The organism is Achromobacter sp. T5-5, assembly GCF_055397965.1.
Genome location: NZ_AP027919.1, coordinates 5,179,520 through 5,205,900 on the forward strand (window position 1 = coordinate 5,179,520; position 26,381 = coordinate 5,205,900).

At 68.6% G+C, this 26,381-nt stretch carries 21 protein-coding genes and 1 riboswitch; of the genes, 10 read left to right on the plus strand and 11 right to left on the minus strand.

Going from position 1 to position 26,381, the window contains the following annotated elements:
• Positions 1-50: 50 nt before the first annotated feature.
• The 3 genes from mgtA to ACZ50Q_RS23550 form a co-directional block, all read right to left on the minus strand.
• Positions 51-2,849 carry a magnesium-translocating P-type ATPase gene (mgtA, locus tag ACZ50Q_RS23540; protein WP_464079690.1) on the minus strand — a complete coding sequence of 933 codons (2,799 nt, stop codon included), beginning with the start codon at positions 2,847-2,849 and terminating at the stop codon, positions 51-53.
• Positions 2,850-3,277: 428 nt separating this feature from the next.
• Positions 3,278-3,610 carry a hypothetical protein gene (locus ACZ50Q_RS23545; protein ID WP_076519051.1) on the minus strand — a complete coding sequence of 111 codons (333 nt, stop codon included), beginning with the start codon at positions 3,608-3,610 and terminating at the stop codon, positions 3,278-3,280.
• A 438-nt stretch (positions 3,611-4,048) separates the two neighbouring features.
• On the minus strand, positions 4,049-5,056 hold the full coding sequence (locus ACZ50Q_RS23550) for a sodium:calcium antiporter (protein WP_464079691.1): 1,008 nt from the start codon (positions 5,054-5,056) through the stop codon (positions 4,049-4,051).
• A 43-nt stretch (positions 5,057-5,099) separates the two neighbouring features.
• Positions 5,100-5,297, minus strand: a riboswitch (yybP-ykoY riboswitch).
• A gap of 136 nt (positions 5,298-5,433) precedes the next feature.
• Here ACZ50Q_RS23550 and ACZ50Q_RS23555 point away from each other — a divergent pair.
• Complete coding sequence (locus ACZ50Q_RS23555) at positions 5,434-6,777, plus strand: aminopeptidase P N-terminal domain-containing protein (protein WP_464079692.1); 1,344 nt, start codon at positions 5,434-5,436, stop codon at positions 6,775-6,777.
• Positions 6,778-6,846: 69 nt separating this feature from the next.
• On the opposite strand, the gene ACZ50Q_RS23560 is transcribed toward ACZ50Q_RS23555, so the two are convergent.
• Positions 6,847-7,311, minus strand: coding sequence for a TM2 domain-containing protein (locus tag ACZ50Q_RS23560; protein WP_092581974.1), 465 nt, complete (start codon positions 7,309-7,311; stop codon positions 6,847-6,849).
• Positions 7,312-7,379: 68 nt separating this feature from the next.
• On the opposite strand from ACZ50Q_RS23560, the gene ACZ50Q_RS23565 reads away from it, so the two are divergent.
• The 6 genes from ACZ50Q_RS23565 to ruvA all read left to right on the plus strand — a co-directional run bounded on the left by ACZ50Q_RS23565 (position 7,380) and on the right by ruvA (position 12,870).
• Complete coding sequence (locus ACZ50Q_RS23565; RefSeq protein WP_464079693.1) at positions 7,380-8,549, plus strand: UbiH/UbiF/VisC/COQ6 family ubiquinone biosynthesis hydroxylase; 1,170 nt, start codon at positions 7,380-7,382, stop codon at positions 8,547-8,549.
• A gap of 139 nt (positions 8,550-8,688) precedes the next feature.
• Positions 8,689-9,714 (plus strand): tRNA dihydrouridine synthase DusB, encoded by a 1,026-nt coding sequence (gene dusB, locus ACZ50Q_RS23570; protein ID WP_076519047.1) that lies wholly within the window; start codon positions 8,689-8,691, stop codon positions 9,712-9,714.
• A 36-nt stretch (positions 9,715-9,750) separates the two neighbouring features.
• The gene (locus ACZ50Q_RS23575; protein WP_006217670.1) at positions 9,751-9,990 is read left to right on the plus strand and encodes a helix-turn-helix domain-containing protein; all 240 of its coding nucleotides are present in this window, start codon (positions 9,751-9,753) and stop codon (positions 9,988-9,990) included.
• Positions 9,991-10,090: 100 nt separating this feature from the next.
• Positions 10,091-11,680: a bifunctional phosphoribosylaminoimidazolecarboxamide formyltransferase/IMP cyclohydrolase gene (gene purH, locus ACZ50Q_RS23580; RefSeq protein WP_092581938.1), complete on the plus strand. Its 1,590-nt coding sequence runs from the start codon at positions 10,091-10,093 to the stop codon at positions 11,678-11,680.
• Entirely contained in the window at positions 11,680-12,228 is a 549-nt protein-coding gene (gene ruvC / locus ACZ50Q_RS23585) for a crossover junction endodeoxyribonuclease RuvC (RefSeq protein ID WP_076519045.1), read from the plus strand. The genes purH and ruvC overlap by 1 nt, the downstream gene beginning before the upstream one ends.
• A gap of 69 nt (positions 12,229-12,297) precedes the next feature.
• Entirely contained in the window at positions 12,298-12,870 is a 573-nt protein-coding gene (gene ruvA, locus ACZ50Q_RS23590; protein WP_076521951.1) for a Holliday junction branch migration protein RuvA, read from the plus strand.
• Positions 12,871-12,896: 26 nt separating this feature from the next.
• On the opposite strand, the gene ACZ50Q_RS23595 is transcribed toward ruvA, so the two are convergent.
• From ACZ50Q_RS23595 to ACZ50Q_RS23615, 5 genes are all read right to left on the minus strand, one after another.
• On the minus strand, positions 12,897-13,817 hold the full coding sequence (locus ACZ50Q_RS23595; protein WP_464079694.1) for a complex I NDUFA9 subunit family protein: 921 nt from the start codon (positions 13,815-13,817) through the stop codon (positions 12,897-12,899).
• Positions 13,818-13,921: 104 nt separating this feature from the next.
• The gene (locus ACZ50Q_RS23600) at positions 13,922-14,887 is read right to left on the minus strand and encodes a threo-3-hydroxy-L-aspartate ammonia-lyase (protein ID WP_464079695.1); all 966 of its coding nucleotides are present in this window, start codon (positions 14,885-14,887) and stop codon (positions 13,922-13,924) included.
• Between the two features lie 141 nt (positions 14,888-15,028).
• Positions 15,029-16,102: a Holliday junction branch migration DNA helicase RuvB gene (gene ruvB / locus ACZ50Q_RS23605; RefSeq protein WP_076521950.1), complete on the minus strand. Its 1,074-nt coding sequence runs from the start codon at positions 16,100-16,102 to the stop codon at positions 15,029-15,031.
• A gap of 73 nt (positions 16,103-16,175) precedes the next feature.
• Positions 16,176-17,771 carry a sensor histidine kinase gene (locus ACZ50Q_RS23610; RefSeq protein ID WP_464079696.1) on the minus strand — a complete coding sequence of 532 codons (1,596 nt, stop codon included), beginning with the start codon at positions 17,769-17,771 and terminating at the stop codon, positions 16,176-16,178.
• Positions 17,771-18,472: a response regulator gene (locus tag ACZ50Q_RS23615; RefSeq protein WP_076521949.1), complete on the minus strand. Its 702-nt coding sequence runs from the start codon at positions 18,470-18,472 to the stop codon at positions 17,771-17,773. The genes ACZ50Q_RS23610 and ACZ50Q_RS23615 overlap by 1 nt, the downstream gene beginning before the upstream one ends.
• Positions 18,473-18,701: 229 nt before the next feature.
• Here ACZ50Q_RS23615 and ACZ50Q_RS23620 point away from each other — a divergent pair, with 229 nt between their 5' ends.
• Positions 18,702-20,036, plus strand: coding sequence for a fimbrial protein (locus ACZ50Q_RS23620; protein WP_464079697.1), 1,335 nt, complete (start codon positions 18,702-18,704; stop codon positions 20,034-20,036).
• Between the two features lie 91 nt (positions 20,037-20,127).
• Entirely contained in the window at positions 20,128-21,957 is a 1,830-nt protein-coding gene (recQ, locus tag ACZ50Q_RS23625; protein WP_464079698.1) for a DNA helicase RecQ, read from the plus strand.
• 19 nt (positions 21,958-21,976) lie between these two features.
• On the opposite strand, the gene ACZ50Q_RS23630 is transcribed toward recQ, so the two are convergent.
• Positions 21,977-23,032 carry a cytochrome d ubiquinol oxidase subunit II gene (locus ACZ50Q_RS23630; RefSeq protein WP_076519039.1) on the minus strand — a complete coding sequence of 352 codons (1,056 nt, stop codon included), beginning with the start codon at positions 23,030-23,032 and terminating at the stop codon, positions 21,977-21,979.
• Complete coding sequence (locus ACZ50Q_RS23635; RefSeq protein ID WP_464079699.1) at positions 23,029-24,372, minus strand: cytochrome ubiquinol oxidase subunit I; 1,344 nt, start codon at positions 24,370-24,372, stop codon at positions 23,029-23,031. Before ACZ50Q_RS23635 ends, ACZ50Q_RS23630 begins: the two co-directional genes overlap by 4 nt.
• 136 nt (positions 24,373-24,508) lie before the next feature.
• Here ACZ50Q_RS23635 and ACZ50Q_RS23640 point away from each other — a divergent pair, with 136 nt between their 5' ends.
• Complete coding sequence (locus ACZ50Q_RS23640; protein WP_464079700.1) at positions 24,509-26,275, plus strand: glutamine--tRNA ligase/YqeY domain fusion protein; 1,767 nt, start codon at positions 24,509-24,511, stop codon at positions 26,273-26,275.
• Positions 26,276-26,381: the final 106 nt, after the last annotated feature.

Sequence of the window (26,381 nt, forward strand, 5' to 3'; positions counted from 1 at the left end):
ATGGTTTTCCGCGTTGGCGGCGAGCAGCGCCCGCCGCGAGATGAATCTGCCTACTGCCAGCCGTAGCGGCGGACCCAGATGCGCTTGAGCATCTGCGTCAGCACGCAGTAGCCTAGCAGGATGCCCACCAGCCAGGGGAAGTAGCTCCAGGGCAGCGGCTGCAACTGAAAGTACGCCGCCAGCGGCGAAAACGGCAGCAGCAGGCCCAGCGCGACCACCATCAGCGTCATCCCCATCAGCGGCCACGACGCGCGGCTTTGCAGGAAGGGAATCCGGCGCGTGCGGATCATATGCACGATCAGCGTCTGCGACAACAGCCCCTCGACGAACCAGCCGGACTGGAACAGCGTCTGGTGCTCGGGCGCGTTGGCCTGGAAGACAAACCACATGACGGCGTACGTGGCAATGTCGAAGAGCGAACTGATCGGACCGAAGAACACCATGAAGCGGCCCAGGCCGTCCGGATCCCAGCGTTGCGGCTGCTTCAGCAATTCCTCGTCGACGTTGTCGAACGGGATGGCCGTCTGGGAAATGTCGTACATCAGGTTCTGCAGCAGCAGATGGATGGGCAGCATCGGCAGGAACGGCAGGAAGGCGCTCGCCACCAGCACCGAGAAGACGTTGCCGAAGTTCGAGCTGGCCGTCATCTTCAGGTACTTGAGCATGTTGCAGAAGGTCTTGCGGCCTTCGATCACGCCGTCCTCCAGCACCATCAGGCTTTTTTCGAGCAGGATGATGTCGGCGGCCTCTTTGGAAATATCCACCGCGGAATCGACCGAAATGCCCACGTCGGCCGCCCGCAGGGCCGGCGCGTCGTTGATGCCGTCGCCCATGAAGCCCACGGTGTCGCCCTGCGCGCGCAGGCTGCGCACGATACGCTCCTTGTGGATGGGGGCCAGGCGGGCGAACACGTTGGCCTCGCGCACGGCAACGGCAAGCTGCGCGTCGTCCATCGCTTCGATCTCGGCGCCCAGAATCACCTTGCGCACGTCCAGGCCCACTTCGCGGCAGACCTTGCGCGTGACCAGCTCGACGTCGCCGGTCAGCACCTTGACCTCGATGCCCGACGCCTTCAGCGCGGCCAGCGCGGGGCCGGTCGACGCCTTGGGCGGATCCAGGAATGCGATGTATCCCACCAGCACCAGGTCGGATTCGTCCGCCACGCCGTAGGCCTGCTGCGTGGGCGGCAACTCCTTGACGGCCACCGCGATGACGCGCAGGCCGTCGCGGTTCAACCCGGCCGCCACACGGCGGATGTCGGCCCGGCGCGCCTCGGTCAGCGGATGGACCTCGCTGCCCACGCGCAGCCGGGTGCACGCCGACAGCATTTCCTCCAGCGCGCCCTTGCAGATCAGCTCATGATGGTCGCGCCCATTCTCGGTCTCGTTCACCACGACGGACATGCGGCGGCGGGAAAAGTCGAACGGAATCTCGTCGATCTTGCGGTAGCGGCCCGCCAGATCCAGGCTGCGCGCCACTTCGGCATGCTCCAGCACCGCCACGTCCAGCAGGTTCTTCAGGCCCGTCTGGTAGTAGCTGTTCAGGTAGGCATAGGCCAGCACATCGTCGCTGGGCGCGCCGTAGACGTCGGTATGGCGCTCCAGCACGATGCGGTCCTGCGTCAGCGTGCCGGTCTTGTCCGTGCACAGCACATTCATCGCGCCCAGGTTCTGGATGGCATCCAGGCGCTTGACCACCACCTTGCGCCGGGACATGCGCACCGCCCCCTTGGCCAGCGTGGCCGTCACGATCATCGGCAGCATTTCGGGCGTCAGGCCCACCGCGATGGCCAGCGCGAACAGCAGCGCTTCCAGCCAGTCTCCCTTGGTGAATCCGTTGATCAGCATCACGACGGGCGCCATGACGAGCATGAAGCGGATCAGGATCCAGCTCACGCGGTTGATGCCCTGCTGGAATTGCGTGGGCGCGCGCGAGGTCTGCGTGACGCGGCCAGCCAACTGGCCGAAGACCGTATCGGCGCCCGTGGCCACCACCAGCGCGCTGCCCGCCCCGCTGACGACGTTGGTGCCCATGAACGCCATGTTCTCCAGTTCCAGCGGATTGCCCGTGTTCATGCGCGGGGTCATGTGCTTTTCCACCGGCAGGGATTCCCCCGTCAGCGCCGCCTGCGCGACGAAGAGGTCTTTGGCGTTCAGGACGCGGCAGTCGGCGGGGACCATATCGCCCGCGGAAAGCAGCACGACGTCGCCGGGCACGAGGTCGGCCAGCGGCACTTCGCGCTGGCGCGATCCCGTGGCGTGCAAGGCGGCGCCGAAGAAGCGGCGACCATCGCCCGCGTCGGGCGAGCCGGCGTCGCTGCGCAGCACCGTCGCGGTGTTGCGCACCATCGCCTTCAAGGCTTCGGCCGCACGGTTCGAGCGCTGCTCCTGCACGAAGCGCAGGATGGTCGAAATCGCCACCATCGCGCCGATGATCACGACCGCCGTCCAGGACTGGTCTTCCGGCACGGCCATGCGCACATCGGTCAGCCAGGACAACACGGCAAGCGCGGTCAGCAGCAGGTTGAAGGGATTGCGGTAGGACAGCCACAGATGGGCCGGCCAGGAGAGCGGCTTTTCGTGGTCGACCTCATTGGCGCCGTGGCGTTCGCGCGCGGCCAGGGCCTGCGCTTCGGACAAGCCGCCCCAGCCGCTGCCGAACCGCGCGAACAGCGAGTCAAAGCCCAGGCGGGACGTTTCCACCATGCGCAGGCTGGCACGGCGGGATGCCTCGGACGAGGCGGCGGCGACGTCGCCGCCCCGCTCCAGGATCGGCGCGCGGCGGAAGTGCCTGCCCGTGCGGCGCAGGCGGGCGGCGGACGAAAAAAACGATTTGAGGAAAGCAAACATGGGAGTGCTCCGCATTTATTGGTGTTGTTGCGGGAGACACGGACGACCCTGCCGGCGGCGGCCGCGCGCGGGCAGCAGCGGTCCGCGGCGCTTCAAGGGAAACGTCGTCGGGCCGCCGCGTGCGCGCGTGCGCAGGCGCCGGAGCAATGTTGCCGGTGTCCGGATCGCGTCTATGGCGCGCCGGGTGCGGAGAACGGAGGGAAAGTCAGCGGGGGAACCGGGACCGGGCGCTGCGTCGCGCATGGCGCGGATCAGGCCGGGGATTCTTGGCTGCGGGTTCCGTACGGACCGGGATGTCTATCCGGCCAGTCGGCTCGCAGTGAGAGGACGGGTCAGATAAGCATGCCGGAGCCGCGCACAGGGCGCAATCGAGGCTCTGGGTCTAAGGCGCTAGGCATGATTTCTCCTGGGAGGGATGGGACGGGTGTTCAGGCCATCGCGGCCTGCGCGCCGAAATGCACGCGGCGCACGACGGGATTGGCGCTCAGGCGGCGCGCTTGCGACATCAATTCCGCCCGCAGTTCCGGGGGGCAATTGACGGTGATGCAAGCCGACGCGAGATCGGGGTCTTTGCCCTGGTCGATCTGCACTTGCGAGACATCCAGGCCGGCGGCGCTGAAGTCCAGGCAGATCTGCTTGCGCAGTGCGCCCAGTTCACCGCGCGGACAGATCACCGTCAGCCGGGACGTGCCGCGACGGCGGCCCAGGGCGGTGGCACGGTCCACGCCGGCGCGGCGCAGGAACAAGTCGAAGAAACGCATAACGACCTCCATGGCAAGAAGGCGGAGCGTGATCGCGAACACGAGCGCAGCCCGGCGGCGCCTGACGGACGGACACGACGAACGTGCGCGAACGCTGGCGCTGCGACTAGCGGCGGTTCTGGCGGTTTGTGTTGGGGAGGGTCCCGGCAGGCCGAGGGCCTGCGCTATTGCGCCAGGTTAAGCCTGGCGCCTGGGAAACACCGCAACCTGAATGACAGGATGCGGCAGACGGAGTTCTGCGTGGATCCTGTCAGACAGCGACGTCGATGCAAGATCGACAACTTTCGCCGGAATCGGTATTCACGAAGACTGCTCCTGGGATGGAAAACAGGGCGATTTTACGCGGGTTTGTACTGATGGACAAGGGTTGGGCCAACTTTCGGCTCACAAATGCGGCGAAAGTCGGACAAGCGCGCGGGCGCTTGTCCGGTCCCGGCATCAGTACGCGTGGAAATGCCAGCCCAGGTAGCCGGCAAACAGGGCGTACAGGCCGGCCACCGCCGACAGGGCCGGCACGCTCATTGCCGCGCGGCGGAAGCGCAGCCACAGCAGACCGATCGACAGCATGGTGAACAGGCCCGCGGCAAGCAGCGGCGCGTCCAGCAGCCACGGCGTCATGAAGATGCCCAGCGCGCTCGGGATGGTGGCCTGGATCATCATGGCGCCCGAAATGTTGGCGAGCGCGAGACGCTCCTTGCCCTGGCGCACCCAGATCAGCGCATTCATGATTTCGGGCAGCTCGGTGGCCACGGGCGCCAGCAGCAACGCCGCCACGTGCGGCGAGGCGCCCATGGCGATGCCCAACGCCTCGATCTGGTTCACGAACACGTGCGAGGCGCCGGCGATCACCACCAGCGCCAGGATCGTCTGCGTGGCGGCCCAGAACATGGTGGGGTTTTCGTCGCGCGGGCGCAGCTTGAGCGGCTCCAGGTCATCGCCGTCCATGCACTCCTCGTCGTTGCTGAGTTCGCGCTTGATGTAGAGGGCGTAGGTGATCAGGAACACGAAGCCCAGCCACGGCTTCCACGCGAAGGCCAGCAGGCCCAGACCCACCTTGAAGACGAAGATGCCCATGAACCAGGCCTGATCGCGGGCCAGCCGGCGCTGGTCCGCGTTGATACAGTCCGCCTGCTCGGTCTGGCCGCGGCGGGCGCGCCACAGCGCCAGGCCGACCACGGCGTAGGCCAGGGTGGCGAGCACGAGCGGACCGCCCATCGCGGCGCCGACGCCGATATCCTTTTGCTCTGGGGTGTTGCCGAAGACGACGGCCATGAAGGTGACGGCGCTTTCCGGCAGCGCGGTGCCGAAGGCCGCCAGCACGGTGCCGGTGGCTGTGGCGCCCAGCTGGAATCGATGACCGACCCATTCGACGCCATTGACGAAGAACTCGCACGCGACATAGATCACTGCCGCGGACAGGAAGAACAGAAACAGGGTGAGCAACATGGGAACGCGGCCGGACGAGCAGATACCATTGGCGCGACGCAGCGGCTCGCCCGGCCAAGGGTGAACGCTACGCGGCCAAAGGTCTCGCCTGGCTGACCCACGCGGCGGCATGCCGGACGTGGGTGCCGTCAGCGCCATGGGGTTCTAGTGGCTGCTCCGCAGCACTGAACCGCCAAGTCTGTTGACGCTGACTCCTTTGGGGGCAAAGGATGGCTACTCCCCAATGACAGAGCCGCGATTGTAGCAGCGGATTCCAGACCGCGCAGCCATACCCGTACCGCCCTCGCGGATTCGTCCTCGGGGTGTCGCATTCGCGGGTTGGCAGGTAAAGTAAGCCCCATCTTCCGCCTTTGCGGGGCTGCCCGCCCCGGCCCGCCATGAGCCTGCCTCCCGACGACATCGCCCCTTTCGCCGCGCGGCGCCAGCGCCTGATGGAACGCATGCGCGCGGAAGGAGGCGGTATCGCCATCCTGGCGACCGCGCCGGAGGCCATCCGCAACCGCGACGCGGAATTCCCCTACCGCCACGACAGCGACTTTTTCTACCTGACGGGCTTTACCGAGCCGGACGCCTGGGTGGTGCTGGTCGCGGGCGCGACGGACCGGGCGGTGCTGTTCTGCCGCGCCCGCCATGTGGAGCATGAGCTCTGGGAAGGCAAGCGCTTCGGTCCCGAGGCCGCCGCCTCCCATTTCGGCTTCGACGACGCCCATCCCATCGATGCGCTGGACGAGCTGATGCCCGGCCTGATGCTGGACCACCCGACCCTGTATGCGCCGCTGGCCGGCGACAAGCGCACAGATGGCCGCCTGCACCGCTGGCTGGCCGCGGCGCGCGAGGCGAGCCGCGGCGGACATGCCCCGCCCACGCGCCAGCAGGACCTGCGCCCGCTGCTGGCGGAAATGCGGCTCATCAAGGACGCCACCGAAATCGCGGCGATGCGCCGCGCGGCCAAGATTTCGGCCGGCGCGCATGCGCGCGCCATGCGCGTCGCGCGGCCCGGCATGCACGAATACGAGATCGAGGCCGAACTGCTCTATGAATTCCGGCGCCACGGCGCCCAGTCCGTGGCGTACAACAGCATCGTCGCGGCGGGCGCGAACGCCTGCGTCCTGCACTACCCCGCCGGCGAGGCGGTGCTGCGCGACGGGGACCTGGTGCTGGTCGATGCGGGCTGCGAAGTGGACAGCTACGCCAGCGACATCACCCGCACCTTTCCGGTGAATGGCCGCTACAGCGGCCCGCAGCGCGCGCTGTACGACCTGACCGTGGCGGCCCAGGACGCGGCGGCCCAGGCCACGGCGCCGGGCCGCGCCTTCAACGACGCGCACGAAGCCGCCTTGCGCGTCCTGGCGCAGGGCATGCTGGACCTGAAACTCCTGAAGGGCTCATTGGACGGCGTGCTGGAATCCGGCGACTACAGCCGCTTCTACATGCACCGGACCGGCCACTGGCTGGGCCTGGACGTCCACGACGTCGGTGACTATCGCGAGCAGGGCGCCGCGCGCGGCGCCGAACGCCCCTGGCGCAGGCTGGAACCCGGGATGATGCTGACCATCGAACCGGGGATCTACGTGCGCCCCGCGGACGACGTGCCCGAGGCCTACTGGAACATCGGCATCCGCACCGAGGACGATGCGCTCGTCACCGACGAGGGTTGCGAGCTCATCACGCGCGGCGTGCCGGTGCAGGCCACCGAGATCGAGGCGCTGATGCGCGAATAGCGCGGCCGGAGGGGCCGCCGACACACGTCGCCAGGGCAGGTCCCCGGAACACCTCGCCGAAACCCGTCGCTACAGCACGTAGCCGTCCAGCCAGCCCATGGCCACCCACACGTAGACCACCACCATCGCGATGGCGAACATGGTGACGATGGCCCCGACCAGGCACGCCAGGATGGCGACCAGCACCGGCCCCCATCCGGTGGACGACACCTTGCCCAGGCCCGGGTTGTAGATCCGGTCGAATTTCTCGTCGGGCATCAGCGAAAACACCGCGCTTTCGATGAATCCGTCGATCATCGGCACGAACAGCAGGAAGAAGGCGGGGTTGTCGTACCAGACCGGGTAAAAGCGGATCGCGCAGAACAGGCAGGCCAGCGCGAACGCGGTCACCAGCCAGGCGTGGCGGCGGCCCAGATACCACCAGTGCGCGCCGACCGCGCCGAACAGGCAGGCCAGCAGCCCGACCGCGACCTTGCCGCGGGGGCGGCGCGCGGAAACGGCGGAAAGCGAAGAGGAAGCCTGGGCCTGCGTCATGTCGATCAACCGGTAGGGGAGCCGCGGAGCCGGCTGCCGCGATTGTAGTGGACGGTTAAAATCCGGACATGACTGCATCCGCCTTCGACATCGCGATTCTTGGCGCCGGCCCCGTGGGCCGCGTATTGGCCCTGATGCTGGCGCGCGTGGCGCCGGACCCGGCGCGCATCGCCCTGCTGGCCGCCAGCGCGCCGGCCCCGGTCACGCCGGCCGCGGCGGTCCCCGCGGCGGATCCCCGTGTCCTGGCCATGAACCACGGCAGCCGCGTGCTGCTGGAGTCGCTGCATGCCTGGCCCGAGCGCTCGGCCGACATCCGCAACATCCATGTGTCGCAGCGCGGCCGGCTGGGCCGCACGCTGATCCAGCACACCGACTTCGGCGTGCCCCAGTTGGGCAGCGTGGTGGCCTACTCCGGGCTGTACGCCAGGCTGGACGAGTGCGTGGCCGCCAGCGGCGTCACGGTGCTTGCCGGCCCGGCGGCGCAGATCGGCCTGCAGGACGCCGAAGGCGTGCGGATCCAGCGCGGCGACGCCGAGCTGCGCTGCCAGGTGGCCGTGCAGTCCGATGGCGCCGGCGCCACCGACGTGCGGCGCGACTACGACCAGCACGCCGTGCTGACCACCGCGCACGCCACCTTGCCGCGGCGCGGCTGGGCCTGGGAGCGATTCACCTCCGAGGGGCCGCTGGCGCTCCTGCCGCACCCGCTGACCCCGGACGCCTATTCCGTGGTCTGGTGCAGCGCCCCCGAGCGCGCGGCCGAACTGGCGGCGCTGGACAATGCCGCGTTTTCCCATGCGCTGACGCAAGCCTTCGGCGACCGCCTCGGCCGCCTGTCCAGCCATGCCCCGCGCCACGTCTTTCCGCTGGCGCTGGCCGCCCGCCGCGCCCAGGTGCATGGCCGTGTGGCGGCCATCGGCAACGCCGCCCAGACGCTGCATCCGGTGGCGGGCCAGGGCCTGAACCTGGGCCTGCGCGACGCGGCCAGGCTGGCCCAGACGCTGACCGGCTGGCTCGCCCGTCCGTCCACCAACCCCGGGCCCGCCCTGGCCGAGTTCGCCGGCGCGCGCCACCTGGACCGTTTCATCACGGCCGGGCTCACGGACCTCATGCCGCGCATCTTCGCGACCGGCCTGGCGCCGGTCGAGCATGCCTGCGGCGCCGCGTTATTGGGGATGGACCTGGCTTCCCCCCTGCGCGCGCCCCTGGCGCAACACCTGCTGCAGGGATTCCGCTCCTGATTCCGGGCACGGATCCGGCCCCGTAAAGGGGCTGGGTTCCCGTTTTTCGCCCCTCTTCTCCCCCTTTTTCTTCCCGGTTTGCTAACAAGCCGTCGCACCCCGAAAACGGGGGTGCGATCGAGCCGGTTAAAATGTGAGCATGCGCATAGGCCAGTGGACCCTTCCCAACAACGTTCTTGTCGCGCCCATGGCGGGCGTGACGGACCGTCCTTTCCGCCAGCTCTGCAAGAAGCTGGGGGCGGGTTATGCGGTGTCGGAAATGGCCGCCAGCAACCCGAAGCTCTGGGACAGCGTCAAGACCTCGCGCCGGCTGAACCACGACGGCGAGATCGCCCCCATTTCGGTGCAGATCGCCGGCGCCGACCCCGCCATGATGGCCGAGGCCGCCGCGTTCAACGCCAGCAAGGGGGCCCGGATCATCGACATCAACATGGGATGTCCGGTCAAGAAGGTGTGCAACGTGGCGTCCGGCTCGGCGCTGCTGCGCCACGAAGACCTGATCGTCCGCATCCTGGACGCCGTGGTGGCCGCCTGCGCGCCGCTGGGCGTGCCGGTCACCCTGAAGACCCGCACCGGCTGGGACCGCAACAGCCGCAACGCGGTGCGCGTGGCCAAGCTGGCCGAAAACGCCGGCATCGCCGCCCTCACCCTGCATGGCCGGACCCGGGCCGACCTCTATACGGGCGAGGCGGAATATGACACCATCCGCGCCGTCAAGGCCGAACTCTCCATTCCCGTGATCGCGAACGGAGATATCGACTCGCCCGCCAAGGCGAGGCACGTCCTGGATTACACTGGCGCCGACGCGGTCATGATCGGCCGGGCGGCCCAGGGCCGTCCGTGGATCTTCCGCGAAATCGACCACTACCTGCGCACGGGCGAAACACTGGCCCCTCCCACCCATGGGGAAATGCGCGAGCTGCTGCTCGAACATCTCGACGACCACTACCGCTTCTATGGCGAGCACACCGGCGTACGCACGGCGCGCAAGCACATCGGCTGGTATGTGGACGGCCTGCCGGGCGCGGATTCGTTCTGCGCCCGCATGAACCTGATCGACAACACCCGCGACCAGTGGCGGGCGGTGGCGGACTGGTTCGACTCTCTCTCACGCGACGGCAGCCCCACCCCGGCGCCGGTCGCAGAAGCCCTGCTGGCGGCATGACCGCCTGAACACCAACATAAAAATATTTGTACTCAAATGAGCAAGAAAGATGTCCTGGAAGAATGCGTGCGCGCCAGCCTGGAGCGCTATTTCGAAGACTTGGGCGAGTCCGAGCCCCACGATATGTGGGACATGGTCATGCGCTGCGTGGAGCGCCCGGTGCTTGAAGTAGCGCTGGAGCGGTCGGGCGGCAACCAGTCCCGGGCGTCCGAGATGCTGGGCATCACCCGCAACACCCTGCGCAAGAAGTTGCTGGCGCACAATATCCAGGTATAGCTTTCCCTGCGCGGGCGGCGGCTGCATCGCCCGCCCCTCCTTCCAGATTTCCCATCCGACCAGAACGAGAAAGGCGTCCCCGCCCCACTCCCGTCCCATCATGAAAATCGAAACCGCCCTGCTTTCGGTGTCCGACAAGACCGGCATCGTTGAATTTGCCCGCGCCCTGGCGGCGCGCGGCGTCCGCCTGCTGTCGACCGGCGGCACCGCCAAGCTGCTCGCCGAGGCCGGCCTGACCGTCACCGAAGTAGCCGCCCACACCGGCTCGCCCGAGATCCTGGACGGCCGCGTCAAGACGCTGCACCCGAAAATCCACGGCGGCCTGCTGGCCCGCCGCGACAGCGCCGAGCACATGGACACCATCAAGGCGGCTGGCATCGATCGCATCGACATGCTGGTGGTCAACCTGTACCCGTTCCGTGAAACCGTCGCCAAGCCGGACTGCTCGTTCGCCGACGCCGTCGAAAACATCGACATCGGCGGTCCGGCCATGCTGCGCGCCGCCGCCAAGAACCACGGCACCGAAGCCGGCGGCGTCACCGTCGTGATCGACCCCGTCGACTATTCGCGCGTCCTGGCCGAAATGGACAAGGGCGGCAGCACCTCCTATGGCCTGCGCCTGGCGCTGGCCTCCAAGGTCTATGCGCACACGGCCGCCTATGACGGCGCCATCGCCGCCTACCTGACCAGCCTGTCCGAAGCCGAGCCGGCCCAGGACGCCGTGCCCGCGCGCAACGAATGGCCCGGCACGCTGACCCTGCAGGTCAAGCAGGAACAGGCGCTGCGCTACGGTGAGAACCCCCACCAGAGCGCCGCCTTCTACGTGGACGCGCAGCGTCCGGCCGGGCTGCTGGGCAATTACCGCCAGCTCCAGGGCAAGGAACTGTCCTACAACAACATCGCCGACGCGGATGCCGCATGGGAATGCGCGCGCAGCTTCGAGGCGCCCGCCTGCGTCATCGTCAAGCACGCGAACCCCTGCGGCGTGGCCGTGGCGGCCGATACGCTAGGCGCCTACCAGCAGGCTTTCAAGACCGACCCGACGTCGGCCTTCGGCGGCATCATCGCCTTCAACCGTCCGGTGGACGCCGCCACGGCCGAAGCCGTCAGCGCGCAATTCCTGGAAGTGCTGCTCGCCCCGGCGTATGACGGCGCCGCGCTGGCCATCCTGGCCGCCAAGAAGAACGTGCGCGTGCTGGAAGTGCCCATGGGCACGGGCCAGAACGCCTTCGACGTCAAGCGCGTGGGCGGCGGCTGGCTGGTGCAGACGCCGGACGCCTACAACGTGCCGCGCGACGCCCTGAAGGTCGTCACCAAGCGCCAGCCCACCGAACAGGAAATGAGCGACCTGTCGTTCGCCTGGAAGGTCGCCAAGTACGTCAAGTCCAACGCCATCGTGTTCGTCGGCGGCGGCATGACGCTGGGCGTGGGCGCCGGCCAGATGAGCCGCATCGACTCGGCCCGCATCGCGTCGATCAAGGCTGAAAACGCCGGCCTGACGCTCAAGGGCTCGGCCGTGGCGTCCGATGCCTTCTTCCCGTTCCGCGACGGCCTGGACGTGGTCGTTGCCGCGGGCGCGACCTGCGTGATCCAGCCGGGCGGCAGCGTGCGCGACGACGAAGTCATCGCCGCGGCCGACGAGCATGGCATCGCCATGGTGCTGACCGGCACCCGCCACTTCCGCCACTGATGCGCGTCCTCGGCATCGATCCCGGCCTGCGCCGCACCGGCTTCGGTGTGATCGATGCCGAAGGTTCGCGGTTGCGCTATGTGGCCAGCGGGACCATCGTGGTCCCGCCGGCGCTGACGCTGTCCGAACGCCTGAAGGTCATCCTGGACAACCTGCGCCAGGTGGCCCGCGACACGCGGCCCGACGTGGCCGCGCTGGAAATCGTCTTCCTGAACACCAATCCCGCGTCCACCCTGCTGCTGGGCCAGGCGCGCGGGGCCGCGCTGTGCGCGCTGGCGGACAGTTCGCTGGACGTGCACGAGTACACCGCGCTGCAGATCAAGAAGGCCGTCGTCGGCACCGGTCGCGCCGCCAAGGAGCAGGTGCAGATGATGGTGCAGCACCTGCTGGCGCTGGACGGCATGCCCGCGCCGGACTCGGCTGACGCGCTGGCCTGCGCCATCTGCCATGCTCACGTGGGCCCGTTGCAGGACAAGCTGGAACGCCTGGGCAGCGCCCTGCGCATGGGCGGCAAGACCCGCCTGCGCAACGGCCGCCTGATCGGCTGACGCGCCCGCGCGTATAGAATCCCCGCATTCGCCGCGCCTCGCGCGGCCCCACCCTTGCAGGCCTACACCATGATCGGACGAATCACCGGAACCCTGATCGAGAAACTGCCCCCCACGATCTGCGTGGACGTCGGCGGTCTGGGGTATGACATCGACGTGCCCATGAGCACGCTGTATTCGCTGCCCGAGACGGGCGCGCGCGTCACGCTCTACACGCACCTGACCGTGCGCGAAGACGCCCACATCCTGTACGGTTTTGCGTCCGCCGGCGAACGCAGCGCGTTCCGCGAACTCATCAAGGTCAGCGGCATCGGCGCGCGCACGGCGCTGTCCGTGCTGTCGGGCCTGTCGGTCGCCGACCTGGCCCAGGCCATCACGCTGCAGGAATCGGGACGCCTGACCCGCGTGCCGGGCATCGGCAAGAAGACCGCCGAACGCCTGCTGCTGGAAATGCGCGGCAAGCTGGGCGCGGACATCGGCGCCTCGCCGCACGCCACGCCCGACAACCAGTCCGACATCCTGAACGCGCTGCTGGCGCTGGGCTACTCCGAAAAGGAATCGCTGTCGGCGCTCAAGACCCTGCCCGAGGGCGTAGGCGTGTCCGACGGCATCAAGCAGGCGCTGAAGGCGCTGGTGCGCTAGGGATAGCGGGCGGGTTCACCGCCCGCTCAGGCCTTGCCGTGCAGGTAGCGCGGCGCCACGGCCTCCAGGCCGGTCGGCACCACATGCAGTTCCGGCGCGATGGGACCGCTGCAGATGTTGTCGCGGCGCAGCGAGTCCAGGTTGTCCCGCGACATCAGGGGCGTGCCCGGCATGCATTCGAACAGCCGGGCCTGCATGCGCCCCACGCCCATCGGCATGCCGATGACCGGACGGGGATGGCCGCTCCAGGCGGCGCACAGCCGCGCGATCTCGCCCAGCGTGTAGACCTGCGGCCCGCCCAGTTCGTACGTCTTGCCACAGGTATGCGTATCGGCCAGCGCCGACACCATGGCCGTCACCACATCGCCCACGTAGACCGGCTGCATGCGCGCATCCGCGCCCGCCAGCGGCAGCACCGGCAGCCAGCGCGCCAGCGACGCGAACATATTGGTGAAGTTGTCGTCGGGTCCGAACAGGACCGACGGGCGGAAGATCGTCCAGCCGATGTCCCGGCGGTCCTGGTAGGCCTGTTTGATGGCGGCCTCGCCGTCGCCCTTGGAGCGCTGGTACATGCTGTCGCCGCTGGAATCGGCGCCCAGCGCGCTGACGTGCAGCAGCCGGTGCACGCCGTGGCGCACGCAGGCCTGCGCGATGCGCTGCGGCAGCAGCACATGGGCGCGCGCGAAATCCGAGCCATACGGCCGGCCCGTGTTGCCGTGCAGGATGCCAACCAGGTTGATGACGGCATCGCAGCCCCGCACCAGGCCGTCCAGCGCGGCGTCGTCGTGGACGTCGGCCTGCATGAGGGTGACGGTGGGAAGTAATTGCAGGTCGCGTCCGCGGGCGACAAGCCGCGTGGGAACGACGATCTGATGCTGGTCCGCGCAAAGCCGTGCTACCAAGTGGCGGCCAATGAAGCCCGTGCCGCCAATGACAAGGATACGCATGGCGTCGCCTCCGGTTTGTCAGGATCGAGATTCGATTCTGCCCTGCCAGGTCGGCAGGCGCAAGCGCGCGCAGGCGGTCTGCCCCGCGCGCCGCTTGATTCGCGTCAGCCGGCGAGAAGGCGGGCGTAGGCCGGCAGGTCGACGTTGCCGCCGCTGATGATGACGCCTACCCGGGCCCCACGCACCGGTACGACGTTCTGCATGACGGCGGCCGCGGCCAGGCAGCCCGTGGGTTCCACGACCATCTTCATGCGCTCGGCGAAGAATTTCATGGTGGTGACGAGCTGTTCATCCGTCACCGTGACGATGTCGCGGACGTACTTTTGGATGAGCGGGAAGGTGAGATTGCCCAGGTGCGTCGTCGCGGCGCCGTCGGCCAGGGTCTTGGGCGCGGGGATTCGGACAATTTCGCCCTTGCGCAAGGACTGCTGGCCGTCGTTGCCGGCCTCGGGCTCCACGCCGTACACCAGGCAGCGCGGGCTGAGCGCGAAGGCGGACAGGGCCGAGCCCGACAGCAGGCCGCCGCCGCCCAGGCACACGAACAGGTAATCGAGTTCGCCGACCTCCTCGAACAATTCCTTGGCCGCGGTGCCCTGCCCCGCGATCACGTCTTCGTGGTCGTAAGGCGGGATCAGCGTCGCGCCGGTCTCGGCCTGGATGCGGCGGGCGATGGTTTCGCGGTCTTCGGTGTAGCGGTCATACGTGACGATCTTGCCGCCGTAGCCCTCGGTGGCCGCGCGTTTGGCCGCAGGGGCGTCCAGCGGCATGATGATGGTGGCCTGCACGCCCTGCAGCCGGGAGGCCAGCGCAATGGCCTGCGCGTGGTTGCCCGATGAAAACGTCACGACGCCGGCGGCACGCTGTTCGGGCGTGAGGCGCGCGATCGCGTTGTACCCGCCCCGGAACTTGAAGGCGCCCATGCGCTGGAAGTTCTCGCACTTGAAGAACAGCGACGCGCCGGCGATGGCGTCGGCGGTCGTCGAGGTCATGACGGGCGTGCGGTGTGCGTTGCCGGCCAGGCGCTCGCTGGCGCGCGCGACATCATCATAGGAGGGCAATTCGGGCAGCATGGAATGGGGTCCTTTGATCGCAAGGGGGAACGAAACCCTGGGATCATAAACCCGCGAGGCGGGTTGCGCGCCGCCCGAATGCATGACGGCGCGCCAAGCGGTCCAGGGGCCGCCTCGCCGGCCGCGCCTAGCCGGCCGCGCCTACTTCCCGAACAGGTCGCCGCTGCCGCCGGTGGTGCCGGCGGGCGGGGCGAGGCCCAGATGGCGCCAGGTGGTCAGCGTGGCCGTGCGGCCGCGCGGGGTGCGCTGCAGGTAGCCGTGCTGGATCAGATAGGGCTCGATGACGTCCTCGATCGTGTCGCGCTCTTCGCCGATGGCGGCGGCCAGGCTGTCCACGCCCACGGGACCGCCGTCGAACTTGTGGACGATGGCTTCGAGCAGCTTGCGGTCCATCAGGTCCAGGCCCTGCGGGTCGACCTCCAGCATGGCGAGCGCGCGGCCCGCGACGTCGGCGTCGATGGTGCCGCCGGCCTTGACCTCGGCGTAGTCGCGCACGCGGCGCAGCAGGCGGTTGGCGATACGCGGCGTGCCGCGGGCGCGGCGCGCCACTTCGGCCGCGCCGTCCGGCGTGATGACGGCGTTGAGCAATCCCGCGCTGCGGGTCACGATGCGGCCCAGGTCTTCGGCGTTGTAGAACTCGAGCCGCGAGACGATGCCGAAGCGGTCGCGCAGCGGGTTGGTCAGCATGCCGGCGCGCGTGGTGGCGCCCACCAGCGTGAACGGCTGCAGGTCCAGTTTCACGCTGCGCGCGGCCGGGCCTTCGCCGATCAGGATGTCGATCTGGAAGTCTTCCAGCGCCGGATAGAGGATTTCCTCGACCACGGGCGACAGGCGGTGGATTTCGTCGATGAAGAGAACGTCGTTCTTTTCCAGGTTGGTCAGCAGCGCGGCCAGGTCGCCCGGGCGTTCCAGGACCGGGCCGGACGTCTGGCGCAGTTGCACGCCCATTTCATGCGCAATGATGTGGGCCAGCGTGGTCTTGCCCAGGCCCGGAGGGCCGAAGAGCAGGACGTGGTCCAGGGCCTCGCCGCGCTTTCTGGCCGCGGCGATGAAGATTTCGAGCTGTTCGCGGGCGCGCTGCTGCCCGACGTACTCTTCCAGCGCCTTGGGCCGCAGTGCGCGTTCGATCGACTCCTCGTTGGGCGACACCGGCTGCGGCGCCACGATACGTGGCGCGTCGGGACGGGAGGAAAGCGAATCGGACTGGATGGCCATGGTGCGGAAAACGTGCAAAGGACGAAGCAGGATGCATCGTACCGTAGCGCGGGCCGCGCCGGGGGCGCCCCTGTCAGGCGGCCGGGGACAGCGGCAGCCTGACGCGCACGCACAAGCCGCCGGCGTCGGCCTGGCGCAGTTCCAGCGACCCGCCGTGCGCCCGGGCAATGGCCTCGGCCAGCGCCAGGCCCAGGCCCACGCTGCCGGTGCGCGTGCGCGCGTCGTCGAGCCGGCTGAACGGGCGCAGCGCCTCCTGGCGGCGCTCCGGCACGATGCCCGGCCCGTGGTCGGCGACATCCAGCACCGCCTGCCCGTCCTCGCGGCGCAAGACGATCTCGACCGGCGGCGCGCCGTGGTTGAGCGCGTTGCCGATCAGGTTGTCCAGGAGGCGGCCCAGCGCGACGGCGTCGGCCTGCACCACCAGCCCGCTGGCCTCGGCCGCGGCATCCAGGCCGATGTCGGTGCCCGCGCCCTGCCAGGCGCCCACGCGCTCGGTCAGCCATTCGGCCAGCACGATGGGGGCATAGCGGTAGGCGGCCGGATCGGTGCCGCGCACGAAGCCGATGAACTGGTCCACCATGTGCTGCATGTCGCGCAGATCAGTGCGCAGCCCTTCCTTCAGCGTGGAGTCGTCGGCCATCTCGACGCGAAGCCACATGCGCGACAGCGGCCCTTTCAGGTCATGCGGCAGGCCGGACAGCAGCGTGCGCCGCACCGAGTCGGATTCGGACAGGGCGTCCAGCATGGCGTTGAAGCGTTCGCCCAGCACGCGCGTTTCGTGCGGGCCCGAGGGCTCCACGCGCTGGGGCTGTCCGGCGGCAAGGCGGTCGGCGGCGTCGGCCAGCCGCGTGATCGGCCGCGTGATGTGCCAGGAAAAGCCCACAGCGAGCAAGAGCAGGAGCCCCAGGCCGCCCAGCCAGGCGGCGATGAACGGCGTGGCAACGGGCGGATCCAGCCGGTCCAGCGGGATGACCAGCCATTCACGCAGGCGCGGCGCGTCCTCGGTGGCGGGATTGGGGGCCAGGGAAATGAAGATCTCCGGCGTGGGGCCGCGCGACAGCGCGACGCGGGTGCCGTCGTTCAGGCGTTCATTGAGCTGCTGGACCAGCACGCGCAGGTCTCGGCGGATATCATCGGGCTCGGGCTTGTAGCGGCGATTGTGCTCTTCGCGTTCGCGCGCGCGATCGGCCTCGCGCTGTTCGTCGCTGCGATCGTCCGCCCGCGCGGCGCCCGACTCGCCCTCATCGCCCCGGACCTCGGGCGGCGGCGGCGGCGGGGGGCCGTGCATCTGGGCATCCTGGGAAGACGGCGCGGGCGGCGGAGGCGGCGGCGGACGGGGCGCCGAACGGGGCGGCGGCGGGCGGCGGCCATTGAAGCGCTGCAGCTTGGCTTCGGCCGGCAGCACGCGCGACCACAGCCGCCATTGGTTCTGGGACGCGGCGCGCACGAAATCGGCGCGGTCTTCCGCCGGCACCTGGGATACGGCCGCGCGCAGCGTGCGGATCGTGGTGACGATGTAGCCGATGGCCACGTCTTCCATGAACTTGTGCCGGAAGTACGACACCGTCACCAGGGTGGCGGCCTGCGTCAGCAGGACCGATCCCAGGATCAGCAGGATCAGCCGCGCCCGCAGCGAACGGGGCACCAGAAAGCCGGGGGAAAAGCGCATCAGGGGGAAAACCGGTAGCCGATGCCCCAGACGGTCTGGATCCAGCGCGGCTGCTTGGGATCGTCTTCGATCACGCGGCGCAGGCGCAGGATGGCGATGTCGATCGCGCGATCGTTGCGCTCGCCGGCGTCGTCATCGCGGGCCAGCGCCAGCAGGCGCTCGCGCGACAGCGGCTTGCCCGCGTTGCGGACCAGGGCCTCGAGCAGGTTGATTTCGCCGCCGGTCAGCTTGACGACCGTGCCTTCGCGCGAAAGCTGGCGCGTGGAGGGGTCGAAGACGAAGGGGCCGAACGAAACGGGCGCGTCCTTGGTGAGCGCGGACGGGCCGCGCTTGCGGCGCAGCACCGCCTCGATCCGGGCCAGCAGTTCGCGCGGGTCGAAGGGCTTGCCGACGTAGTCGTCGGCGCCGGCTTCCAGGCCGATGATGCGGTCGACGGCTTCGTCGCGCGCGGTCAGCAGGATGACGGGAATGTCTTCGCCCTGCTCGCGCAGGCGGCGGCAGGCGTCGGCGCCGTCGCCGCCGGGCAGCATGCGGTCGAGCACCAGCAGGTCGGGTGCGTAGCGGGTAATGCGCGACGAGAGATCGGTCGCGTCGGGCGCCAGCAGCGTGTCGTAGCCGTGCCGATTCAGGTAGTCGGCCAGCAGTTGGCGCAAGGCCGGGTCGTCGTCGACGACCAGCAGCTTGGTGTGGGAATTGTCCATGGGCGTCATAGTGCGGCGCGCCGCCTTCGCCCGCAAGAGGCAAGAAATCATCTGAAATATACCCGTTGCACGATGTAGGGCGGATGTTTCGGGCATTTGGCGGGTGGTTCCGGCGGGCCTGCCCGCCGCGGTCATCTGGACCTAAAATGGCGCCTCGCCTGCCGCCGCTCGTGGGGTTTTCTAAAGATCGTTTACAGATGCGGGGCGGGACGTTCTCTACACTGTCCCCATGGTCGCCACTATCACCTGGCGCAGAGGGCTGTTGCACGCGGCGCTGACGGCAGGCCTGGCCTGGCCGCTGGCGCCTGCTTCCAGTGCCGAGCCTGATGCGACCCCATTTGTCCTGATGCCGCCTCCGGCAGGTGAAGTCACGCACGTTGCGCGCGGCATCGGGGTGCTGTCCCCGGTCCAGTCCATCCCGGTGCGCCCCGCCCCGTCGCTGGACGATCGCGCCGTCCCGCTGGATCCCACGCCCTGCGACCTGCACGCGACGGAACCCGGCATGGACACGACGGTGCAAGGCGGCGCCCAGGAACCGCAGGAGGGATACGTCCCCGGCACGGGACTGGGCCTGGCGGGCGACGCGTTGCCGGCCCCGCTGTCCTGCGACCCGCTCGCCGCGCCCGCCTCGGCGGTCGACATCCCTCCCGATTACTCGTTCGCGCTGGAAGACGGCGACATTTCCAGCGTGCCGGTGGTGGTGATCTCGGGCGTGTCCCGCCCCAGCCGGCCCTGGTTCGCGTCCGTCAGCGGACAGGACGGCCTGCGCTACGGCGGCAGCCGCAACTGGGTCTACCGCAATACCTCGGGCCCCTCGCTCACGGTCGGCAACGTCAGCCCCAACGCGCCCGCCTGGGGCAGCGCCGCGCCGGTGGGCGGGCTGCAGATCGCCAACTGGGGCGGCACCGGCGCTACGCTGCCAGAAGGCAGCTTCGGTTATTCGTCCTCGCTGGGCAGGCTCAACCTCATGGACCCCGCCGCCCTGTCCGGGCCCGTCGACTACGGCGCCTCGGTGGGCAGCGGCAGCGTCCGTTACGGGCTTACGCCGGAAATGACGCTGGAGGGCCAGGTGCAGAGCGCGCCGTCGCTGACCACGCGCGGCGTGGGCACCACGTATTCCGCCGGCGAGTTCGGCACGTTCCAGGCCGGCGCCACCCAGAGCACGTTCGACGCGGCCAACGGTTACCGCTACCGCTTCGGCTACAGCGTGGCCCTGGCCGACACCGTGACCCTGGGCTACACCAATGAACAGATCGGCGCGGGCTACGGCGATCTGTCGACCTATTCCGATGGCGTGGCGTCCGCCGCGCAGACACGCAATACGGTGTCGGCGGGGGTGCCGCTGTCGGGCTGGGGCACGTTGAGCGGCACGTATTCCGGCCTGCGCGAGGGCTCGGTGCTGGCCGAGCAGCGCGTGGGGCTGTCCCACAGCATGTTCGTCGCGCCCAAGGTCAAGCTGGCCGTGGGCGCCGACCGGGACATCGTCACGGGCGACTACGGCTGGCGCGCCAACCTGAGCATGCCCGTCGACACCTTCATGCGCGGCACCTGGCTCAGCTGGTAGGCGCCTGGCAGACGGACGAAAATATCCCGCCCGCGGGGCCTGCCGGAATTGGGGCTTAAAATCCCTGCCATGATGCTCCCGGCCTACCCCCATGTCTGACGCGCGCGCCCTCGGCGTGTTGCAGCGCGTTTTCGGTTACGAATCCTTCCGCGGCGACCAGCAAGCCATTGTCGAACAGGTGATCGGCGGCGGCGATGCGCTCGTCCTCATGCCCACCGGCGGCGGCAAGTCGCTCTGTTACCAGATCCCCTCGCTGGTGCGCGAAGGCACCGGCATCGTCGTGTCGCCCCTGATCGCGCTGATGCAAGATCAGGTGGACGCCCTGACCGAACTGGGCGTGCGCGCGGCCTTCCTCAATTCCACGCAGGAATGGCGGGTGGCCCGAGACGTGGAACAGGCCTTCCTGGACGGTGAGCTCGACCTGCTGTACGTGGCCCCCGAGCGCCTATTGACCGACCGCTGCCTGCAATTGCTGGACCGCGGCCGCATTGCGCTGTTCGCCATCGACGAAGCCCACTGCGTGTCCCAATGGGGCCACGATTTCCGGCCCGAATACCTGGGGCTGTCCATGCTGCACGAGCGCTGGCCGGACGTGCCGCGCATCGCGCTCACGGCCACGGCCACGGCGGTCACTCGCACCGAAATCGCCCAGCGCCTGTCCCTGGACGAAGCGCGCCATTTCGTCTCCAGCTTCGACCGCCCCAACATCCGCTACCGCATCGTCGAAAAGAACGAAGTGCGCAAGCAGTTGCTGGACATGATCCGCACCGAACACGACGGCGAATCCGGCGTGGTGTACGGCCTGTCGCGCGCCCGCGTCGAGGAAACGGCGGAGTTCCTTTGCAACCAGGGCATCGATGCGATGCCCTACCACGCGGGCCTCAGTCCGCAGGTGCGGGCGGCCAACCAGGCCCGTTTCCTGCGCGAGGACGGCGTGGTCATGGTCGCCACCATCGCGTTCGGCATGGGGATCGACAAGCCCGACGTGCGCTTCGTGGCGCACATCGACCTGCCCAAGTCGGTCGAAGGCTACTACCAGGAAACCGGCCGCGCCGGCCGCGACGGCCTGCCCGCGACCGCCTGGCTGGCCTACGGCCTGCAGGACGTGGTGCAGCAGCGCCGCATGATCGACGAATCGCCCGGCGACGAATCCTATCGCCGGCGCCTGGGCCAACAGCTCGACGCCATGCTCGGCCTGTGCGAAACGGTGGAATGCCGTCGCGTGCGGCTGCTGGCCTACTTTGGCCAGCACATCACCGCCTGCGGCAACTGCGACGTCTGCCTCGATCCGCCGCAGGCCTGGGACGGCACCGTCGCGGCGCAGAAGGTGCTGTCGGCGGTATATCGGCTCTGGAAAGAACGCGGCCAGCGCTACGGCGCGGGCCACATCATCGACATCCTGCGCGGCAAGGTCACCGACCGCACCCGGCAGCATGGCCACGAGACCCTCAGCGTGTTCGGCGTGGGCGCGGACCTGAGCGACACCGCCTGGCGCGGCGTGCTGCGCCAGTTGCTGGCGCAGGGCCTGCTCACGGTGGACAACGAAGGCTTCGGCACGCTGGCCCTCACCGAAGGCAGCCGCGCCGTGCTCAAGGGCGAACGCCAACTGATGCTGCGGCGCGAGTCCGAAAAGAAGGCGCGCGCCGGCAAGACCGGCAGCGGACGTCCCAAGGCCGCGGCGATCGACCTGCCGCCCGAGCTGCAGCCCGTGTTCGAGGCATTGCGGGCGTGGCGCGGCGAGGTCGCCAAGAGCCATGGCGTGCCGGCCTATGTGATCTTCCACGACGCCACGCTGCGGGAAATCGCGCTGGCCCGGCCGGCGTCCATGGACGATCTGAGCCACATCAACGGCGTGGGCGCCCGCAAGCTGGAAGCCTACGGCGAAGAAATCCTGCAGCGCGTGGCCCGACCCGTCCTGTAGCCGCCGGTTCCGGCCCCGCTCAGTACGAAGGCGGCGGCAGCAGCGGCACCGGGCGGCGCTCCTTGCCGAACACGGACCGGTAGGCCAGGATGTTGAAGACCAGCACCACCGGTATCCCCACGACCGCGCCCGCCATCACCAGCCGCATCGACCCCAGCGCGCCCGCGCCGTCCCACAGCGTCATGTCGTCCAGGATCAGGTACGGGAACAGGCTGTAGGCCAGCCCGCTCAGCATCAGGAGAAACAGCGCCACCGTCAGCACGAACGGCAGCCAGCTGAAGCGGTCGGCCCTGCCGGGCAGCCGCGCCAGCAGCATTTCCGCGGCCACGAAACCGGCCAGCATCAGCACCCACACCGACGCCGCAAGGCTCAGGTGCGCGATGTTGCTCCACTTGTAGAAGATGCCGGCGTTGGCCAGGCCCAGCGTGACCGCGATCGCCACCATGCCCACCGCCGTCCAGCGGATCGCATGGCGCGCCCAGTTCGCGGCGCGGCGCTGGAGGTCGCCGTCCACGCGCATGACCAGCCACGACGCGCCCAGCAGCACGTATGCCGCCACCGCGCACAGGCCCACGAACATCGCGAACCAACCGTAGCCGGCGTCGGACTGGTATCCGGTGGCGATCCGGCCCAGCAGCATGCCCTGGCCGAACGCCGTGATGATGGAGCCGGCCCAGAACGCAAAGATCCAGCGCGGCTTGAGTTCCGTGCGGGCACGGATGCGGAATTCGAAGGCGACGCTGCGCAGCACCACGCCGAGCACCATAAAGGTCAGCGGCCCGTAGAGCTTGCCCAGCACGGCGCCCCACGCGAACGGGAACGCGGCCGCGAACAGCCCCATGCCCAGCAGCAGCCAGAATTCGTTGGCGTCGCGCCAGGGGCTCAGCAGGCTCATCATGCGTCCGCGCTCGTGCTCGGGCGCGATCTGCAGCAGGATGCCGACGCCAAGATCGAAGCCGTCCAGGACCATGCCCGCGGCGATGACGACGAACAGCAGGGCCATGAAGGCGAGCGGCATCCAGAACGAGGGATCGTCGGGACTCAGGCCCTGCGAGGCGGCCAGCATCGCGATCATGGCGCACCTCCGATCAGCTTGCGCACCGGCACCACGCCGTAGCGCGCGGCATGGAACAGCATGCCGGCGAACGCGGCCAACAGCAGCGCATACAGCAGCACGTAGCCGGCCAGGCCATACAGCACGGTGCTCGCGGGCATGGATCCGAGGACCTCGGATTGCGTGACGGTGCCGTTCACGACGAAGGGCTGCAACCCGATGATCGACACCCACCAGCCCGCCACGACGGCGATGCCGCCGGAAAACATCATGCCGCACAGGACCCGCTGCCACCACGTCGGCAGGGACGAGGGATCCATCCCGCGCCGGAACGTCCACAGGAACGTCACACACGCGACCACCAGCATGAGCAGGCCCAGCCCCGCCGCCACGCGCAGCGACCAGAAGGTCAGCGCGACCGGGGGCAACATGCCCGAATACTTGTCCAACCCCTGGTAGGTGCCATCCGCATTGCGGTGCAGCCACATCCCGCCGGCATTGTTCAGCGTCAGGTCGGCCACGTTGGTGTGGGCGCGGGCGTCGGGCCAGCCGAACAACACCAGTTGCGGCACGGGCCCGCTTTCCCAGAACCCCGCCGCGGCGGCGGCCTTGGCCGGCTGAAGCTGGGCCATCATCTGCCCCGCGCCGGTCGCGACCGGCAATTGCAGAAAGGCGCCCACCACGGCCACGACAAGGGCAGTCTTGAACGCGCTGCGCTCGCCCTCGCCCAGCGGTCGGCGCAAGGCCTGCAACGCGGTCACCCCCATGATGAGGAACGAGGCGGCCAGGGCGGCGCCGACCATCACGACGGCCATGCGCCAGCCGATGGACGGATTCAGCACGACCTTCACCCAGTCATAGACCTGATAGCGGCCGTCCACCAGCAGCGCGCCGTCCGGCGTCTGCATCCACGATTGCAGGGCCAGGACCCAGAACACGGCAACCAGCTGTCCCACCGCCACCATCAGCACGGCCAGCGTGTGCGCGGCGTCCGACACGCGGCGCTGGCCGAACAGCATGACCCCCAGGAAGCAGGACTTGAGGATGAATACCGACAGGATGCCGTAGCCCAGCAGCGGACCGGCCACATTGCCGATCTTGTCCATCAGGCCCGCCCACAGGCTGCCGATCTGGATCAGGACGGGCACGCTGGCCGCCAGCGTCAGCACGAAGGCCAGCGCGAAAATGCGGACCCAGAAGCGGTAGGCCGCCGTCCAGCCGCCATGGCGGGACCACCGGGCCCGGATCTTGAAGAACAGCAGCACCCAGGCCAGCGCCAGGGAAACGGCGAGAAAAATTGCCAGGAAGCTTAGACTGGCCACGAACTGCGCCCGGGCCAGGGATAGGGTCGAGATATCCATAATGGCCCGTAGTGTAGAGCCAGTTACATGACGATGGGGGCGGATTGAAACCGGTTGCAGGCGTGACGAAAAGGGGCGTGCGGCGGAACGTGGCAAAATTGACGCTTTGTCGCTGCTTTTTCCTATTCTTTCAAGAATGACCTCCGCCACGACGCCGACCCCCGCCGCATCAAACTTCCTGCTCAACATCGTCCAAGACGACCTCGAAGCCAATCGCTTCCAGGGCAAGCGCTGGGCGGGCAAGCCTGGCCCGGCGGCCTTGCAGCAGCAGGGAGACGCGGACCCGGCCCGCATCCGCACGCGCTTTCCGCCGGAGCCCAACGGCTACCTGCACATCGGCCACGCCAAGAGCATCTGCGTGAACTTCGGCCTGGCGCGCGACTTCGGCGGCGTCTGCCACCTGCGCTTTGACGACACCAACCCCGAGAAAGAAGACCAGGAATACGTCGACGCCATCATCGAGGCCGTCCACTGGCTGGGCTTTGACTGGAAGGCCGACGGCCGCGAGAACCTGTACTTCGCCAGCGACTATTTCGGCTATATGTACGAGTTCGCCGAAGCCCTGATCGAAGCGGGCCACGCCTACGTCGACGCGCAGAGCGCGGACGAGATCCGCGCCAACCGCGGCACCCTGACCGAACCCGGCACGGATTCGCCCTGGCGCAACCGCCCGGCGGCCGAATCCATCGCGCTGCTGCGCGAAATGCGCGACGGCAAGCATCCGGACGGCAGCCTGGTGCTGCGCGCGAAGATCAACATGGCGTCGCCCAACATCAACCTGCGCGACCCGGTCATGTACCGCGTGCGCCACGCCACCCACCACCGCACCGGCGACCAGTGGTGCATCTACCCGATGTACAGCTGGGCGCATCCGGTGGAAGACGCGCTGGAAGGCATCACGCACAGCGTCTGCACGCTTGAATTCGAAGACCAGCGCCCGTTCTACGACTGGATCCTGGCGCGCCTGGCCGAACTCGGCAAGCTGGCCCAGCCGCTGCCGCGCCAGTACGAGTTCGCCCGCCTGAACCTGAGCTACGTCGTCACCAGCAAGCGCAAGCTGCTGCAACTGGTGAAGGAAGGCCATGTGGACGGCTGGGACGATCCGCGCATGCCCACCATCTTCGGCCTGCGCCGCCGCGGCTACACCCCCGCCTCGATCCGCCTTTTCTGCGACCGCACCGCCGTGTCCAAGTCCGATTCGCGCATCGACTACAGCCTGCTGGAGCAGGCCGTGCGCGACGACCTGGACCCCATCGCCCCGCGTTCGGTGGCCGTGCTGGATCCGATCAAGCTGGTCCTCACCAACTACCCCGAAGGGCAGACCGAGACCTGCACCGCGCCGCGCAACCCGCATGATCCGGAGGCCGGCGTGCGCGAGTTCCCGCTGTCGCGCGAATTGTGGATCGAACGCGACGACTTCCGCGAAGAAGCGCCCAAGAAGTATTTCCGCCTCTTCCCCGGCAACACCGTGCGCCTGAAGTACGGCTACGTCGTGCGTTGCACCGGCTTCACCAAGAACGAGGCCGGCGAGGTCGTCGAAGTGCAGGCCGAATACCTGCCGGACACCAAGAGCGGCACGCCGGGCGCCGACAGCGTCAAGGTCAAGGGCAACATCACCTGGGTCAGCGCCGCGCACGCGGTGCCCGCGCAGATCCACCTGTACGACCGTCTCTTCGCCGATCCGCGTCCGGATGGCGGCGACAAGGACTTCCTGGCCTGCCTGAACCCCAATTCCAAAGAGACCGTCACGGCCTGGCTGGAACCGGGCACGGTCGCCACGCCGGGCGCCACCTGGCAGTTCGAGCGCCTGGGTTACTTCACGGCCGACCTCAAGGACTCGACGCCGCAGACGCCGGTGCTGAACCGCATCGTGACCTTGCGCGATTCCTGGGCCCAGGGCTGACCTCCCGCGCGCGCAATACGGGGAAAAGGCGTCTTGCGACGCCTTTTTCTTTCGCTGTGCGGCCGGCTCAGCCCGCCCTGGGCGGGTTATCATCCCCGACATCCCG